Annotated in this window: 13 protein-coding genes; 6 read left to right on the forward strand and 7 right to left on the reverse strand. The window is 66.1% G+C overall.

Annotated elements, in window-relative coordinates; all coding sequences use genetic code 11:
- The first annotated feature begins 17 nt into the window (after positions 1-17).
- On the forward strand, positions 18-1,715 hold the full coding sequence (locus GV068_RS18820; RefSeq protein ID WP_159701328.1) for a PQQ-dependent sugar dehydrogenase: 1,698 nt from the start codon (positions 18-20) through the stop codon (positions 1,713-1,715).
- Between the two features lie 113 nt (positions 1,716-1,828).
- Positions 1,829-2,560: a hypothetical protein gene (locus GV068_RS18825; RefSeq protein WP_159701331.1), complete on the forward strand. Its 732-nt coding sequence runs from the start codon at positions 1,829-1,831 to the stop codon at positions 2,558-2,560.
- Between the two features lie 13 nt (positions 2,561-2,573).
- Here GV068_RS18825 and GV068_RS18830 read toward each other — a convergent pair whose 3' ends face one another.
- Positions 2,574-2,918, reverse strand: coding sequence for an outer membrane protein (locus GV068_RS18830; RefSeq protein WP_159701334.1), 345 nt, complete (start codon positions 2,916-2,918; stop codon positions 2,574-2,576).
- A 111-nt stretch (positions 2,919-3,029) separates the two neighbouring features.
- Here GV068_RS18830 and GV068_RS18835 point away from each other — a divergent pair, with 111 nt between their 5' ends.
- Positions 3,030-4,676, forward strand: coding sequence for a glycosyltransferase family 4 protein (locus GV068_RS18835; RefSeq protein WP_159701337.1), 1,647 nt, complete (start codon positions 3,030-3,032; stop codon positions 4,674-4,676).
- 42 nt (positions 4,677-4,718) lie between these two features.
- Here the strand turns inward: GV068_RS18835 and GV068_RS18840 are convergent, their stop codons facing one another.
- Complete coding sequence (locus GV068_RS18840) at positions 4,719-5,153, reverse strand: DoxX family protein (protein ID WP_159701341.1); 435 nt, start codon at positions 5,151-5,153, stop codon at positions 4,719-4,721.
- 133 nt (positions 5,154-5,286) lie between these two features.
- On the opposite strand from GV068_RS18840, the gene GV068_RS18845 reads away from it, so the two are divergent.
- The 3 genes from GV068_RS18845 to GV068_RS18855 all read left to right on the forward strand — a co-directional run bounded on the left by GV068_RS18845 (position 5,287) and on the right by GV068_RS18855 (position 8,621).
- Complete coding sequence (locus GV068_RS18845; RefSeq protein WP_159701344.1) at positions 5,287-6,183, forward strand: LysR family transcriptional regulator; 897 nt, start codon at positions 5,287-5,289, stop codon at positions 6,181-6,183.
- Between the two features lie 488 nt (positions 6,184-6,671).
- The gene (locus GV068_RS18850) at positions 6,672-8,006 is read left to right on the forward strand and encodes a transcriptional regulator (protein ID WP_159701347.1); all 1,335 of its coding nucleotides are present in this window, start codon (positions 6,672-6,674) and stop codon (positions 8,004-8,006) included.
- 87 nt (positions 8,007-8,093) lie between these two features.
- Positions 8,094-8,621: a YggT family protein gene (locus tag GV068_RS18855; protein WP_159701350.1), complete on the forward strand. Its 528-nt coding sequence runs from the start codon at positions 8,094-8,096 to the stop codon at positions 8,619-8,621.
- A gap of 84 nt (positions 8,622-8,705) precedes the next feature.
- On the opposite strand, the gene GV068_RS18860 is transcribed toward GV068_RS18855, so the two are convergent.
- The 5 genes from GV068_RS18860 to accB all read right to left on the reverse strand — a co-directional run bounded on the left by GV068_RS18860 (position 8,706) and on the right by accB (position 13,917).
- Complete coding sequence (locus GV068_RS18860) at positions 8,706-9,647, reverse strand: carbohydrate kinase family protein (protein WP_159701353.1); 942 nt, start codon at positions 9,645-9,647, stop codon at positions 8,706-8,708.
- 10 nt (positions 9,648-9,657) lie between these two features.
- Positions 9,658-10,968 (reverse strand): zinc-ribbon and DUF3426 domain-containing protein, encoded by a 1,311-nt coding sequence (locus GV068_RS18865; protein ID WP_159701356.1) that lies wholly within the window; start codon positions 10,966-10,968, stop codon positions 9,658-9,660.
- Positions 10,969-10,971: 3 nt separating this feature from the next.
- Positions 10,972-11,928, reverse strand: coding sequence for a 50S ribosomal protein L11 methyltransferase (prmA, locus tag GV068_RS18870; protein WP_159701359.1), 957 nt, complete (start codon positions 11,926-11,928; stop codon positions 10,972-10,974).
- A complete protein-coding gene (gene accC / locus GV068_RS18875; protein ID WP_159701362.1) occupies positions 11,925-13,340 on the reverse strand; it encodes an acetyl-CoA carboxylase biotin carboxylase subunit in 1,416 nt (471 codons plus the stop codon). The genes prmA and accC overlap by 4 nt, the downstream gene beginning before the upstream one ends.
- 106 nt (positions 13,341-13,446) lie before the next feature.
- Entirely contained in the window at positions 13,447-13,917 is a 471-nt protein-coding gene (gene accB, locus GV068_RS18880; protein WP_159701365.1) for an acetyl-CoA carboxylase biotin carboxyl carrier protein, read from the reverse strand.
- Positions 13,918-13,980: the final 63 nt, after the last annotated feature.

Below are 13,980 nucleotides of genomic sequence, written 5' to 3' on the forward strand. Positions count from 1 at the left end.
ACAATAGGAGAAACCCCTTGCAAGCCAAGACCCTGACGCTGCATGCCGCGCTGCTTGCCGGCCTGGCCGCGCTGCCTGCTGCCCATGCCGCGCCGACCGCCGGCCAGACGACCTTCCAGAACAACTGCGCGAGCTGCCACAGCGTGGATGCGAACCTGTCCTCGCGCGCCGGTCCCGGCCTGTTCCGCGTTCTCGGGCGCAAGGCGGCTTCCGTCCCCGGCTATAACTACTCGCAGGCCATGACCAAGGCCGGCGCCGCCGGCAAGACCTGGACGCGCGAAGAGCTGGACCTGTTCCTGGCCGACCCAACGAAGAACGTGCCGGGCACCACGATGCCGGTCGGCGTGCCGGACAAGCAGACCCGCGCCGCGCTGGTCGACTACCTCGCCACCCTGCAGGGCCCCGTCACGGCAGCGGCGCCGGCGCCGGCAAAAGCCGCCACGCCCGCCGAGCGTAATGGTTCCTGGGACGACAACCAGCCCGGCCGCATCCACCACATCAAGCTGAGCGACCTGCCGCCGCCCTTCGCCACCAGCAGCGCCGGCAACGGCCCGCGCGTGGAAGCGCGCCCGAACGGCAGCATGCCGACCGTGCCACAGGGCTTCGCGGTCAGCGTCTTCGCCAGTGACGCGGACAAGCCGCGCCTGCCGCTGCGCGCGCCGAACGGCGACATCTTCCTGGCCGCCACCGCCAAGGGTGAGATCAAAATCGCGCGTTCAAAGAACGGCCAGTCGGCCGACGGTGTCGAGGTTTTCGCCACTGGCTTGAGCCGTCCCTACGGCATGGCCTTCTGGCCGTCCGGCGCCAATCCGCAGTATTTATATGTCGCCAACATCAATTCGATCGTGCGCATCCCTTACCGCAACGGCGACCTGAAGGCGCGCGGCGCGGCGGAAGTCGTCGTGCCGGAGCTGTCCGACACCAGCGGCGGCCACACCACCCGCACCCTGGCCTTCTCGAACGACGACAAGACCATGCTGCTGTCGATCGGTTCGGCCACCAACGTCGCCACCGAGATCGGCGCCACGCCGCCGGAACCGCTGGCGCAGTGGGAAGCCAAGCACGGCGTCGGCGGCGCCTGGGGCGTGGAGACCGACCGCGCCACCGTCATGGCCTTCGACGTGGATGGCAAGAACCGCCGCACCTACGCGACCGGCCTGCGCAACTGCGTCGGCATGCTGGTCTATCCAGGCACCGGCGACGTGATGTGCAACGTGAACGAGCGCGACGCCTTGGGCGACAACTTGCCGCCGGACTATCTCACCCGCGTGAAGCAGGGCGGCTTCTACGGCTGGCCGTGGTACTACATCGGCGACAACGAAGACCCGCGCCTGAAGGGCCAGCGCCCGGACCTCAAGGGCAAGGCGATCGTGCCGGACGTGCTGATCCAGTCGCACTCGGCGCCGCTGGGCATGGCCGTGTACCAGGCGCCGAAGGGTGCGAAGAACGCCTTCCCGAAAGAGTACGAGGGCGACATCTTCGTGGCGTTGCACGGCTCCTGGAACCGCGGCGTACGCACCGGCTACAAGGTGGTGCGCGTGTTCATGAAGAACGGCGTGCCGACCGGGCAGTACCAGGACTTCATGAGCGGCATGGTGCTGAGCGACCGTGAGGTCTGGGGCCGCCCGGCCGGCGTGGCGGTGGCGGCGGACGGTGCGTTGCTGGTGGTCGACGACGCGGGCGGCACCGTGTGGCGGATCGCGCCGCAGCGCTGAAGCGTCCTAGAGAAGCCCGTCGCAAGACGGGTTTTTTATTGCTTGAGCTCGCTCAGCATCCCGGCGGCAAGCGCGCACTAAGCTTGGCGGATGGCCATGACCGAGGGAACGCGATGAATGTCCGGGAAACCCCGCGTGCGCTGGCACGCATCGTGGAGTGGGAGTTCGCCCAGTCCACCTATGCCAACGTGCTGGCCGAGGTGCCGGCCGCGCTGTTCACCTGGTGGGCCGAGCATGCGCGCCGCGACTTCCCCGGCATCCCGCGTGACGCATCCTTCTACGCCCCGGCGGCGGAAGGCTTGATGATGTTCTTCGACTGCGTGTCGGCGGCCGCAAGGACCTGCGCGCTGCCCTCGCGCGCGGCCGACTCGGTCTGGCATGCCTGGGCTGGCATGGACGCGCCCGGCCTCGAGCGCTTCTGCATCCGCCATTTCGGCTGCCCCATCCCGCACCTCGAGCGGGCGCGCATGGAGGGCGGCATGGACGCCGCGCTCGCCGCCTGCCTGGTGCAGGCGCGCCGCCGCGTGTCGCAGCCGGCCGCGGGGCCGCATCTGCCAAGGCTGTTCACGCTGGATGCCCAGCTGGGTATGCCGCGCGGCGTCGGCTACCGCGTGATCGGCGGCCTGGTCGCCTGCTCGCCGCTGGACGAATTCGGCAATCTGGAGGACGAGGTGGTGTTCCCACGGGCGCTCAGGCCGCAGGCGCTGCTGCAGGCTTGCCTGGTCAGCCGGGACGAATACGAGGCCGTGGCGCCGAACGCCTTCGATGGCGACAGCGGCGATGGCGACGGGGCCGCGTCCTGCGGCGGCGGCCCCGCCTGCGCGGCAGGCGACTGCGGCGGCTAGGCGCCGACGCTCCTCAGAACTGAAAGCTATAGCCCAGTGTGAGCGCGCCGAAGCGCATGCGCTCGTAGCGGACCCTGGGCAGTCCGTCTGCTTCCGGGCGCGGCAGGGCGAGCCAGGTATATTGCAGCGACACGCTGGACCCGGCGGAGACACGGTAGCCCAGGCCGGCGCGCAGCTGCCATGCGAAACCGCTCTTCGAGGCCGGCCCGAAGCAACTGCAACCATCCCCCAGGCCCACCCGCGGCATGGTGGCGCGTCCCCAGCCAATGCCTGCGCCGGCGAAGCCATCGATCGATTCGCTCAGTTGCTCGAGGCGGTAGGCATTCGCGAACAGCGCCTGGTAGCGGCCTTGGGCCATCGCGTCGCCGCCCAGGGTCTTGCTCGCGCCATGCTCCTGGCGCCGCCGCTATCATGGCGAGCACAGGTCAGCGGTGTCCATCGTCCGCAATAGCTGGCCGCAGGAGAGCACATGCCCGACCGTTTTGCGATGCACTACATTCCAGAATCGTTTTCCGTGGCCGGCCAGAAGCTGATGGGCCGGCAGTCGGCCGGTGTCGGCCTGGTGCAGGCGATCGGTCGCCACGATGGGTTCGCCGAACTCGGATGCTTTGCCGCCGACCGCACCCACGCGGACGTCTTCGAGGCGGCGCTGCGCGTGCATGGCTATGGCGGCGCGGTCGAGTGGGTGCCGCCATCGGCGCCGCAGCACCTCGAGCGCTTCGGCTGCCTGTACCATCCCGCTCCAGGCATCGAGCGCCTGGCCTGGCGCCGGCTGGCGGCGGGAGAGCACCGCTACAGCCTGTGCGGCATCACCCACGCCACCGCTTCGCACGAGATGATGAGCATGGTGACTGCGCTGCTGGTGGCGCCCGTGCGCAGCTGGGATGCGATCATCTGCACCTCGCGCGTGGTGCGCGACAGCCTGCGCGTGCTGATCGAGGAGCAGGCCGACTACCTGCGCACGCGCCTGGCCGCCCAGCGTTTCGAACTGCCGCAGCTGCCCCTGATTCCGCTCGGCGTGCACAGCGCGGGCCTGGCCCCGGACCCAGCGCGTCGCATCGATGCGCGGGCGCGCCTCGGCATCGGCGCGGACGATGTCGCCTTCCTCTACCTGGGACGCCTGTCGCTGCACGCCAAGTCGCACCCGCAACAGATGTTCAGCGCGCTGGAACGCGCCGAGAAGGGCGGGCGGCAGGTGCACCTGATCATCGCCGGCTGGTATGCGGGCGAGGCCATCGAGACCGCGTTTCGCGAAGCAGCGTCACTGCTGTCCCCCTCGGTGCGCTTGATCGAACTCGATGGCCGGGTGCCTGAATCGCAGCTGGACGCCTGGTCCGCCGCCGACGTCTTCACCTCGCTATCCGACAACGTGCAGGAAACCTTCGGCCTGACGCCGGTCGAGGCGATGGCGGCCGGACTGCCCTGCGTGGTCTCGGACTGGAACGGCTACCGCGACACGGTGCGCGATGGCGTCGACGGCTACCGCATCCCGACCGTGATGCCGGGCGCGGGCGCTGGGCTCGACCTGGCGCTGCGCTACGACGACGGGGTGGACAGCTTCGACATGTACTGCGGCCACACCAGCCAGGCGGTGGCGGTGGACGGCACGCTGCTGGCGCAGGCCTATGGCCGCCTGGTGTGCGACGCCGGCCTGCGGCGCCGGCTGGGAGAGCAGGCGCGCGTCCGTGCACAGACCGAATTCGACTGGCAGGTGATCCTGGGCCGCTACCGCGCGCTGTGGGACGAGCTAGCCGAACGGCGGCGCGCCGACCCGGTACTGGCGCCGCCGTTGCCCGCGCGCGCACCGGACCGTCCCGATCCCTTCAAGCTGTTCGCGAGCTATGCGACGCGGCCGCTGACGGCGGCCTCGCTGGTGGAGCTGACGCCGGATTCCTCGCTGGCGCTGGTGAACCAGTACCGCGAACTGGCGATCAACCGCTTCGCCGCCGCCTCGTTGCCGACGCTGGAGGATTTCGGCCGCCTGTTCGGCGCCATCGGGCCGCGCCCGGTGGAGGTGGAGGAACTGATCGACACGCTGGGGCCGTGCGACCGCCCGACGCTGCTGCGCGGGCTGGCCTGGCTGTGCAAGATGGATCTGCTGCGCGTCGTCGAATGATGCGCGTGTCCGGGCCGCCGGCCCGGACTATCCGTACTGCGCTTACGCGGCTTGCGGCAGGCTCTTGCGAGCCGCGGCTGCATCCATGCTGTAGGCGCCGGCGCCAAACGCCACCACCTGCAGCAGGCCACCGGCCATCGCGATGTTCTTCATGAAGTGGATCAGCTGGTTCTGGTCGCCCAGCGCATTATGGAAGACCAGTGCGGTCACCACCGAGAAGGCTGCCAGCACGGCGGCCACCAGGCGCGTCTTGATGCCCAGCGCCAGCATCACGCCGCCACCCAGTTCGATCGCCACCGCGGCGATCAGGCCGAGCGTGGCGAAGGGCAGTCCGTTTGACTCGATGTAGCCGATGGTGCCGGCCGGGGCCAGTGCCTTGCCGATGCCGCTGAAGACGAAGATCGCGGCGAGCAGCACGCGGCCGATGGCCGGCACGGCGGATTGGCTGGAGGACGATTGGGTAGCGATGGTGTTCATGGCAGCTCCTTATGAGTGACTGTGTGGTTTGTCTGGCGCAGTGGTTTGTCGCTGCGATGGAGTCATCTTAGGCAGTCGAGACCAATCGAGGAAGCCTATATAATTCGATATCACCTATCGAAGGAGTAGATGGATGCTCGACGGGCTCACCATGGACCAGCTGCGCACCTTCATCGCCGCGGCGGACGAAGGCAGCTTCTCGGCGGCCGGGCGCAAGCTGCGGCGTGCGCAGTCGGTGGTCAGCCACACGCTGGCTAACCTGGAGCTGCAGGTGGGCTTCGCGCTGTTTGACCGCAGCGGACGCTATCCGCAGCTCACCGAGGCCGGATGCTCGCTGCTGGAGCAGGCGCGCGAGGCCGCCGACAGCATGGACGCCTTCAAGGCCAGGGCGCGCACGCTGGCGGAGGGACTCGAGCCCGAACTCGCGGTCGCGGTCGACGTCATGTTCCCGATCGCGACGCTCACCAATGCGGTGCAGGCCTTCCATCGCAAGTTCCCGACCACGCCGCTGCGTTTGTACGTGGAAGCGCTGGGCGCGGTGGTGCAGCCGCTGCTCGATGGCCGCTGCCGCATCGCGGTGGTCGGATCGCTGCCCGACATCCCGCAAGGATGCGCCTCCGAATACCTCACCGCGATCCCTTCGGCCACCGTTGCGGCGCCGGGACACCCGCTTTCAAAAATAAAGGGCACTGTCTCGCGCATCGAGATGTCAAAGCATGTGCAGCTGGTACTCACCGACCGTTCGTCGCTGACTGCGGGCCGCGAGTTCGGCGTGCTGTCGCCGCTGGTGTGGCGGCTGGCGGATCTCGGCGCCAAGCACGCGTTCCTGCGCGCGGGCCTCGGGTGGGGCAGCATGCCGCTGCATATGGTGGCGGACGATCTCGCCGATGGCGGCTTGCAGCGACTGCGATTGAAAGCGCATCCATTGTTGGGAACGGCGTTCTCAATGAATGCGATCTGGCTCAAAGACCAGCCGCCGGGACCGGCGGGAAGGTGGTTTGTCGATCAGTTGAAATGCGGTTCCGTGTGATAGTTAACGGACGAATGCGCAATCGCATGTTTAAGTGCGAAAAACATGATTTGTTTTGAGGTGTTCGGGTTGCGCACTCACAAAGTTTTCGTGTAATTTACGTGTTTGAATTTGTCAAAACGTGAACATGTGATATTGTCGCGTGCATCCGGGCAGTAATCGATCGAATAATAGGACACTGATTCAATCAGTATGCACTTAAGCGAAGCGAAAAGAACAAGCCGCACTGCCTGACCGAGTTCAGGCAAGGCGGCTTTTTCTTTTCGCGCCCGCAAGGGTAGCGATGTGAAAACGCGTTGAGTCGGTTACCTAGCGACGTTGGCTGAAGCGCTGCAACTGTGAGGAGTTGCAGCAGTTCAGCCGGTGCCGGATTCATTGGCCCAAATCGCCTGACGGTTTGGTCCGATGAATAATTCGCCCGCCACAGTTTGGGTGGGCGGGTTTTAAAACTTGAGCGTATTTCTCATCGCAGATGAAGGAGAATCAAAATGGCAACCGCTAAGAAACCAGCAGCAAAGGCTGCAGCTGAAAAACCGGCAGCAAAGAAAGCCGCCGCTAAACCTGCAGCCAAGGCCGCATCGGCCAAGGCGCCGGCAAAGGCGGCCGCCAAGCCAGCCGCTAAGCCTGCTGCAAAGAAAGCTGCAGCAACCAAGACCACCGCCACCAAGTCGGCGGCAAAGCCGGCAGCAAAGAAAGCTGCAGCGAAACCGGCAGCTAAACCTGCTGCAAAGAAAGCAACTGCTAAGCCAGCAGCAAAGCCGGCAGCGAAGAAAGCTGCAGCGAAACCGGCGGCTAAGCCTGCTGCAAAGAAAGCAACTGCTAAACCGGCAGCAAAGCCGGCAGCGAAGAAAGCAGCCGCTAAACCGGCAGCAAAGAAAGCCGCTGCTAAACCAGCAGCAAAGAAAGCAGCCGCTAAGCCGGCAGCAAAAGCTGCAAGCAAGTCGGCAAGCAAGTCGGCAGCCAAGCCTGCAGCAAAGAAAGCCGCTGCTAAACCGGCAGCTAAGAAAGCCGCTGCAAAGCCGGCAGCCAAGGCAGCTACCAAATCGGCAGCGAAATCGGCAGCCAAGCCAGCAGCAAAGAAAGCCGCTGCTAAACCGGCCGCCAAGAAAGCCGCTGCTAAGCCGGCCGCTAAGAAGGCAGCCGCTAAACCAGCCGCTAAAAAGGCAGCTGCAAAACCGGCAGCCAAGAAAGCCGCAGCTAAACCGGTAGCAAAAGCCGCCGCCAAGCCAGCAGCCAAGAAAGCAGCCGCGACCAAAACCGCAGCGACCAAATCGGCTGCAAAGCCGGCAGCAAAGAAAGCGACCGCGACCAAAACCGCCGCTAAACCTGCTGCAAAGAAAGCCGCCGCACCGGCCAAATCGGCCGCCAAGCCGGCAGCAAAGAAAGCCGCTGCTAAACCGGCTGCCAAAAAAGCCGCTGCTCCAGCTAAAGCCGCTGCTCCGGCAAAATCGGCTGCTCCGGCTAAAACCGCTGCTACCAAAACTGCTGCGACCAAATCGACTGCTGCCAAATCGACCGCTACCAAATCCGCCGCCAAGCCTGCTGCAAAGCCGGCCGCAAAAGCGGAAGCCAAGCCGGAAGTGAAGGCCGAATCGAAGCCGGAAACCAAGGCCGAAGCCAAGCCGGAAGTGAAAGCCGATAGCAAGGCCGACACCAAGGCGGATTCGAAAGCCGATTCGAAGTCGGATTCGAAAGCCGATTCGAAGACCGATTCGAAATCGGACAGCAAGGGTGACAGCAAGGCAGCCGCACCGGCTACCGCAGCGAAAACCACGCTGTCGCCGGCAGCAGCCTGGCCTTTCCCGACCAGCAGCCGCCCGTAATTCCGGCTCGATAGCGAGTCTTGCCTGGATCAGGCAAAATACCGCTGTGTGATCTTTCACACGGCGGTTTTTTTTTGAGGAGCCTACGTGCTGTCCATTCTCCAGTTTATCGTCGATACCGCTGCCGGCCTGCTTGGCGCGCTGCTCCTGCTGCGCTTCTGGATGCAGGCGACCCGCGTGCGCCCGCCGCAGCAGATCGGCCAGTTCACCTTCACCCTGACCGACTGGATGGTGCTGCCGTTGCGGCGCCTGGTGCCGGGCATGGGCGGCTATGACTGGGCGAGCCTGATCGGCGCCTTCCTGGTGGTGCTGCTTGCCAGCTCGCTGCTGCTGGTCGCCGGCGCGCCGGGGGAGATGGTGCTGCTGCACGCGCTGCACCGCTTCCTGACCTGGATCCTGTACGGCTTCATGGCGCTCCTGATCATCGACGCGATCTTCAGCTGGGTGAACCCGCATGCGCCGCTGGCGCCCTTCGTGCACGCGCTGAATACGCCGATCCTGCGCCCGATCCGGCGCGTGGTGCCGCCGATCGGCGGGATCGATCTGTCGGTGCTGGTGGCGGTGATGCTGATTCAGATTCTGCTGTTCGTGCTGAGGCAGGTCTTCTACGGCTGACGGCATCGACGCTGTTCTGCTGCACCAAAAAAAATGGGTCCTCGCGAGGACCCATTTTCTTGTGCGCAGCTTGCGCGCGTGCGATTAGCGGAACTTGTACCCGAACGCCGCCTCAAACTTCTGCTCGACTTCTTCCGGCGTGAACGTGTGGTTCTGGCCGCCGACCGAGCCGATCTTGATCGCGCCCAGCAGGCTGGCGATGCGGCCGGTGGCGGGCCAGTCGAAGCCATTGGTGATCCCGTACAGCAGGCCGGCGCGGTAGGCGTCGCCGCAGCCGGTCGGGTCGGCGATGTTGTCGACCTTGATCGCCGGGATGCGGTGGTGCTCGCCACCCGCGTAGATGTCCGAACCTTCGCCGCCGCGCGTGACGATCAGCGCATCCAGGCGCGCGGCGATGTCCGCCAGGCTCAGGCCGGTGCGGTCCATCACCACTTCGAATTCATAGTCGTTGCAGGCCAGGTAGCTGGCCTGGTCGATGAAGCGGATCAGCTCTTCGCCCGAGAACATCGGCAGCTGCTGGCCCGGGTCGAACATGAAGGGGATCTTGTGCGCGGCGCAGTCGGCGGCGTGCTTGATCATGCCGTCGCGGCCGTCCGGCGAGATGATCGCCACACGCAGCGGGCCCTGGTCGGCCACGTTGTTCTCGTGCGAGTACTGCATCGCGCCCGGGTGGAAGGCATTGATCTGGTTGTTGTCCTGGTCCGCCGTGACGAAGCATTGCGCGGTGTAGGCGTCACCGATGGTGCGGATGCCGCGCGTCTCGAGGCCCTGCTTCTTCATGCGTTCGAGGTAGTCGCTGCCATCCTGGCCGATGGTGCCCATGATCAGCGGTTCGCCGCCCAGCAGCTTGAGGTTGTAGGCGATGTTGACCGAGCAGCCGCCGTACTCGAGGCGCATGGTCGGCACCAGGAAGGACACGTTCACGCGGTGCAGCTGGTCGGCCAGCAGGGTCTCGGCGAAGCGGCCGTGGTACTGCATGATCTTGTCGAACGCGATCGATCCGCAGATCAGGGCGGTTTTGGTCATGGATGGACTTTCAAGGGTAGAAGACGGCGATATGGTAACCGGACGGCGCCGGTTCCTCGACGCGGAAGTGGAGCTTGATCGACTGTTCGGCGTGCCCGGCAAAACCGGCTGCCAGCAGCGGACCGGCCGGCAGGTAGTCGCGCGGGCCGAACACGCGCCGCACCAGCGGCTTGTCTTCCACGTCGGAGAGGGTCAGTTCGATGCTGGGCCAGGCCTGGGTGGCGTCGCCCTGGTTGCGCAGCTGGGTGCTGAAGGTGTAGGCATTGCCGCCGAGCGTGGTCAGTTCGCCGGTATCGATCACCAGCTGTTCGATCTGCGCCGGCAGCTCGACGCGGCAGCCCAGCACGCCGCACAGCGAGACCAGGGCCGGTTTCAGGCCCGGGTAGCGCGCCGCCAGCGGATTGTGGAAGCTGCGTACGGCCTGGGCCGCCGCCAGCAGGAGCAGCAGCAGGCTGCCGGCGATCATGGCAATGCGCATGGCCTTGCCCGAGCGTTCGCGCTGGCGCCCGCGCCGCACGAATTCCGGCTCGTCTGGTTCCGGCACGCGCAGCTTGGGCGGCTCGATCTTGGTCGGGGTGAGCTTGGAGCGGCGCACGCGCGCTTCCGCCGCCTTGGTACGCGGCGTGCGCGGCGCGACCGGTGGCGCGCTGGGCGGCTGCGGCATGGTGACGGTGGCCGGGCCCGATTCACGCAGCAGCAGTGGCGGGACCGTGCCGGCGCTGCGCGCGGATGGCCGTGGCAGCGCCGGCGTGGGGGCCGGTTCGTCCGGCTCGTCATAGTGGTCCGGCGCCGGGGCGGCGACCAGCGCCTCGTCAACCTGTGGTTCGGCGACGGATGCAACTGGCGCCGGCTCTGGTTCGGGTTCAGGTTCCGGGGCCGGCTCCGCAACCGGCTCGAGTTCCGGCTGCACTACGGCTGCGGGTTCTGCTTCCTCGGTCACCGGCGCAGCGGGAGGCGCGGGCGGCGGCGTCTCGGGCTCTGCCTGCTCGTCCTCGCGGCTGACTTCCGGCAGGATGCCGTGGTGCGCGAAGGTGCGGTCGAACTCGAGGGTGTAGATGGGATCGTCGGCCGACTCCTCGCTCGGCGCTGCGGCCGGCTGCGGCGCCGGCGTGTCGGCATCGGTCGCGCGGCGGCTGCGTGGAGAAGGACGAGGGGAGGCGGCAGGGGCAGCCGCGGCGCTGGCCATGTCGACCAGCGCGGCGTTGCCGTCAAAGACTTCGGTACAGGCGCCGCAGCGTACGATGCCCCCGCGCAGCTTCAGCTGGTCCGCGGCGACGCGGAACATGGTGCCGCAGTGGGGGCATTGGGTGGCGAGCGCCATGCGTCAGCCGGGAATGGCGGAGCGCGGCGCGGGTGCGGTGTCCTGGCCGAGCGTCCCGTGAAGGGCAACCCAGCCGTCCTGCTCGGCCCAGACGCCCAGCTTGATGAAAGGTGCGTAGGCGGCGGTGACTTCTTCCGCCTGGCGCGCCAGCACGCCCGACAGGACCAGCGAGCCGCCAGGGGCCACGCGGCCGGACAGCATCGGCGCCATCAGCTTCAATGGGCTCGACAGGATGTTGGCCACCACGATGTCGAACTGACCTTTCGCGTGGCGCTCGTTGGGCGTCACGGCCAGGTCGTCCGGCACGTAAAAGTCGATCGCGCAGTGATTGCGTTCGGCATTGGCGCGCGCCGATTCGATCGCCTGCGGGTCGATGTCGACACCGGCGACGTCGCCCGCGCCGAGCTTTTTAGCGACCATCGCCAGGATGCCCGAGCCGCAGCCGTAGTCCAGCACCGATTTGCCCGGCGCCGGGTGCGCTTCCAGCCATTCCATGCACAGGCGGGTGGTCGGGTGGCTGCCGGTGCCGAACGCCAGGCCCGGATCGAGCTCGAGGATGAGGCCATTCGGGTCCGGCGCTTCGTGCCAGCTCGGCACGACCCAGATGTTCTTGCCGATGTGGATGGGCTCGAACTGCGATTGCGTCAGGCGCACCCAGTCGGCATCCGCCACCGCGCGGGTGGTAAACGAGGGCACGACCGGGAGCTTGATGGCATTGGCGGCTTCCTGCACGATCGCGAACTGGTCGGCGTCCGTTTCGGTGAGCGCGACGACGCGCGAGTGGTCCCACGCGGCTTCGGTCGGTTCCATGCCCGGCTCGCCGAACAGCGGCTTTTCCGCCTCGGTGCCTTCGTCCGCGTCTTCCACCGAGACCGACAGGGCGCCCGCTTCCATCAGGGCGTCCGACAGGGCCTCCGCGTAATCACGCGCTACTTCGATGACGACTTCCGTCCAGCTCATAGATCAGCCTTAACGTCCGCTACCTTGGTTTCCGATTTGGCGCCGAGTCCCGTTTCCTTCGGCAGATCCGGCTTGGAAGCCAGCTTGTGCTCCAGGTAGTGGATGTTGGTGCCGCCCTCGATGAAGCGGGCATCGACCATCAGCTCACGGTGCAGCGGGATATTGGTGAGAATACCTTCAACCACCATTTCCGAGAGCGCGATTTGCATGCGGCGGATGGCCTGTTCACGCGTCGCACCGTAGGAAATTACCTTGCCGATCATCGAGTCGTAATGAGGTGGAACATAATATCCTGCATACGAGTGCGAATCGACACGGATGCCGGGACCGCCCGGCGGGTGCCAGCCGGTGATGCGGCCCGGCGACGGGGTGAACTTGAACGGGTCTTCGGCATTGATGCGGCACTCGATCGCGTGGCCCGACAGCATGATGTCGCGCTGCTTGAAGCGCAGGCGCTCGCCGCAGGCGATGCGGATCTGTTCCTGCACGATGTCGATCCCGGTGATCATTTCGGTGACCGGGTGTTCGACCTGCACGCGGGTGTTCATCTCGATGAAGTAGAACTCGCCGTTCTCGTACAGGAATTCGAAGGTGCCGGCGCCGCGGTAGCCGATCTTGCGGCAGGCTTCGGCGCAGCGGTCGCCGATCTTCTCGATCAGTTTACGCGGGATGCCCGGCGCCGGTGCTTCCTCGATCACCTTCTGGTGGCGGCGCTGCATCGAGCAGTCGCGTTCGCCCAGCCAGACGGCGTTCTTGTGTTCGTCGGCGAGGATCTGGATCTCCACGTGGCGCGGATTTTCCAGGAACTTCTCCATGTAGACTTCCGGATTGCCGAAGGCGCTGCCGGCTTCGGTCTTGGTCATCTGCACGGCGCCCAGCAGCGCGGCTTCGGTGTGCACCACGCGCATGCCGCGGCCGCCACCGCCACCGGCGGCCTTGATGATGACCGGGTAGCCGACGCGGCGCGCGGTCTGGATGATTTCCTTCGGATCGTCCGGCAGGGCGCCGTCCGAACCCGGCACGCAAGGCACGCCGGCCTTGATCATCGCCTGCTTGGCCGAGACCTTGTCGCCCATCAGGCGGATCGAGTCCGAGCGCGGGCCGATGAAGACGAAGCCCGACTTTTCGACGCGTTCGGCGAAGTCGGCGTTCTCCGACAGGAAGCCGTAGCCAGGGTGGATCGCCTCGGCGTCCGTCACTTCGGCGGCGCTGATAATGGCCGGCATGTTCAGGTAGCTGAGCGCCGACTGGGCCGGCCCGATGCAGACGGATTCGTCCGCCAGTTTCACGTACTTGGCGTCCTTGTCCGCCTCGGAGTGAACGACGACCGTCTTGATGCCCAGCTCGCGGCAGGCGCGCTGGATACGCAGCGCGATTTCACCACGGTTGGCGATAAGGATTTTTTCAAACATGGTAGGTTCGGTGTTTCAGTGAAAACCGGCGCAGCCTGATATAAGCACGCGCCGGACACGTCATGAATTGGGGCTGGCGGCAGGACGCCGCCGGGCCGAAGGGTTCTTAACCGATGACGAACAGCGGCTGGCCAAATTCGACCGGCTGGCCGTTCTCGACGAGGATCTTGGTGACCGTGCCGGCGACGTCGGCATCGATCTCGTTCAGGAGCTTCATCGCTTCGATGATGCACAGGGTGTCGCCCGACTTGATGCTCTGGCCGACTTCGACAAAAGCCGGGGCGCCCGGGGCCGACGAGCGGTAGAAGGTGCCGACCATCGGCGACTTGACGACGTGGCCGGTCGGCTCGGCGGCGACCGCCGGGGCAGGGGCTGCGGCCGGAGCCGGGGCGGCGGCGTGCGGGGCCGGCGCGGCGTAGTGCTGCACTGCCTGTTGCGGCACCATCATCATCCCGTTCTGCGGGTTTGCGGACGACTTGACGATGCGAACCTTGCTTTCGCCTTCGGTCACTTCGAGTTCAGCGATGTCCGATTCGGCGACCAGGTCGATCAAAGTCTTGAGTTTTCTGAGATCCATGTGAAACCCCTTGGAATGTTTTATTCGTTTTTAAGAGAGCTGGCAACGCGATGGCGGGGTGCC

The sequence above is a fragment of the Massilia sp. 9I genome, assembly GCF_902506415.1.
In the GTDB taxonomy this organism is placed as follows: Bacteria; Pseudomonadota; Gammaproteobacteria; order Burkholderiales; family Burkholderiaceae_D; genus Telluria.

What these genes read in the sequence shown, in the direction of transcription:
- GV068_RS18825 (WP_159701331.1), top strand. Translation starts at nt 1,829, where the DNA reads ATGAATGTCCGGGAAACCCCGCGTGCGCTGGCACGCATCGTGGAGTGG.
- GV068_RS18830 (WP_159701334.1), bottom strand. Translation starts at nt 2,918, where the DNA reads ATGGCCCAAGGCCGCTACCAGGCGCTGTTCGCGAATGCCTACCGCCTC.
- GV068_RS18835 (WP_159701337.1), top strand. Translation starts at nt 3,030, where the DNA reads ATGCCCGACCGTTTTGCGATGCACTACATTCCAGAATCGTTTTCCGTG.
- GV068_RS18840 (WP_159701341.1), bottom strand. Translation starts at nt 5,153, where the DNA reads ATGAACACCATCGCTACCCAATCGTCCTCCAGCCAATCCGCCGTGCCG.
- GV068_RS18845 (WP_159701344.1), top strand. Translation starts at nt 5,287, where the DNA reads ATGCTCGACGGGCTCACCATGGACCAGCTGCGCACCTTCATCGCCGCG.
- GV068_RS18850 (WP_159701347.1), top strand. Translation starts at nt 6,672, where the DNA reads ATGGCAACCGCTAAGAAACCAGCAGCAAAGGCTGCAGCTGAAAAACCG.
- GV068_RS18860 (WP_159701353.1), bottom strand. Translation starts at nt 9,647, where the DNA reads ATGACCAAAACCGCCCTGATCTGCGGATCGATCGCGTTCGACAAGATC.
- GV068_RS18865 (WP_159701356.1), bottom strand. Translation starts at nt 10,968, where the DNA reads ATGGCGCTCGCCACCCAATGCCCCCACTGCGGCACCATGTTCCGCGTC.
- prmA (WP_159701359.1), bottom strand. Translation starts at nt 11,928, where the DNA reads ATGAGCTGGACGGAAGTCGTCATCGAAGTAGCGCGTGATTACGCGGAG.
- accC (WP_159701362.1), bottom strand. Translation starts at nt 13,340, where the DNA reads ATGTTTGAAAAAATCCTTATCGCCAACCGTGGTGAAATCGCGCTGCGT.
- accB (WP_159701365.1), bottom strand. Translation starts at nt 13,917, where the DNA reads ATGGATCTCAGAAAACTCAAGACTTTGATCGACCTGGTCGCCGAATCG.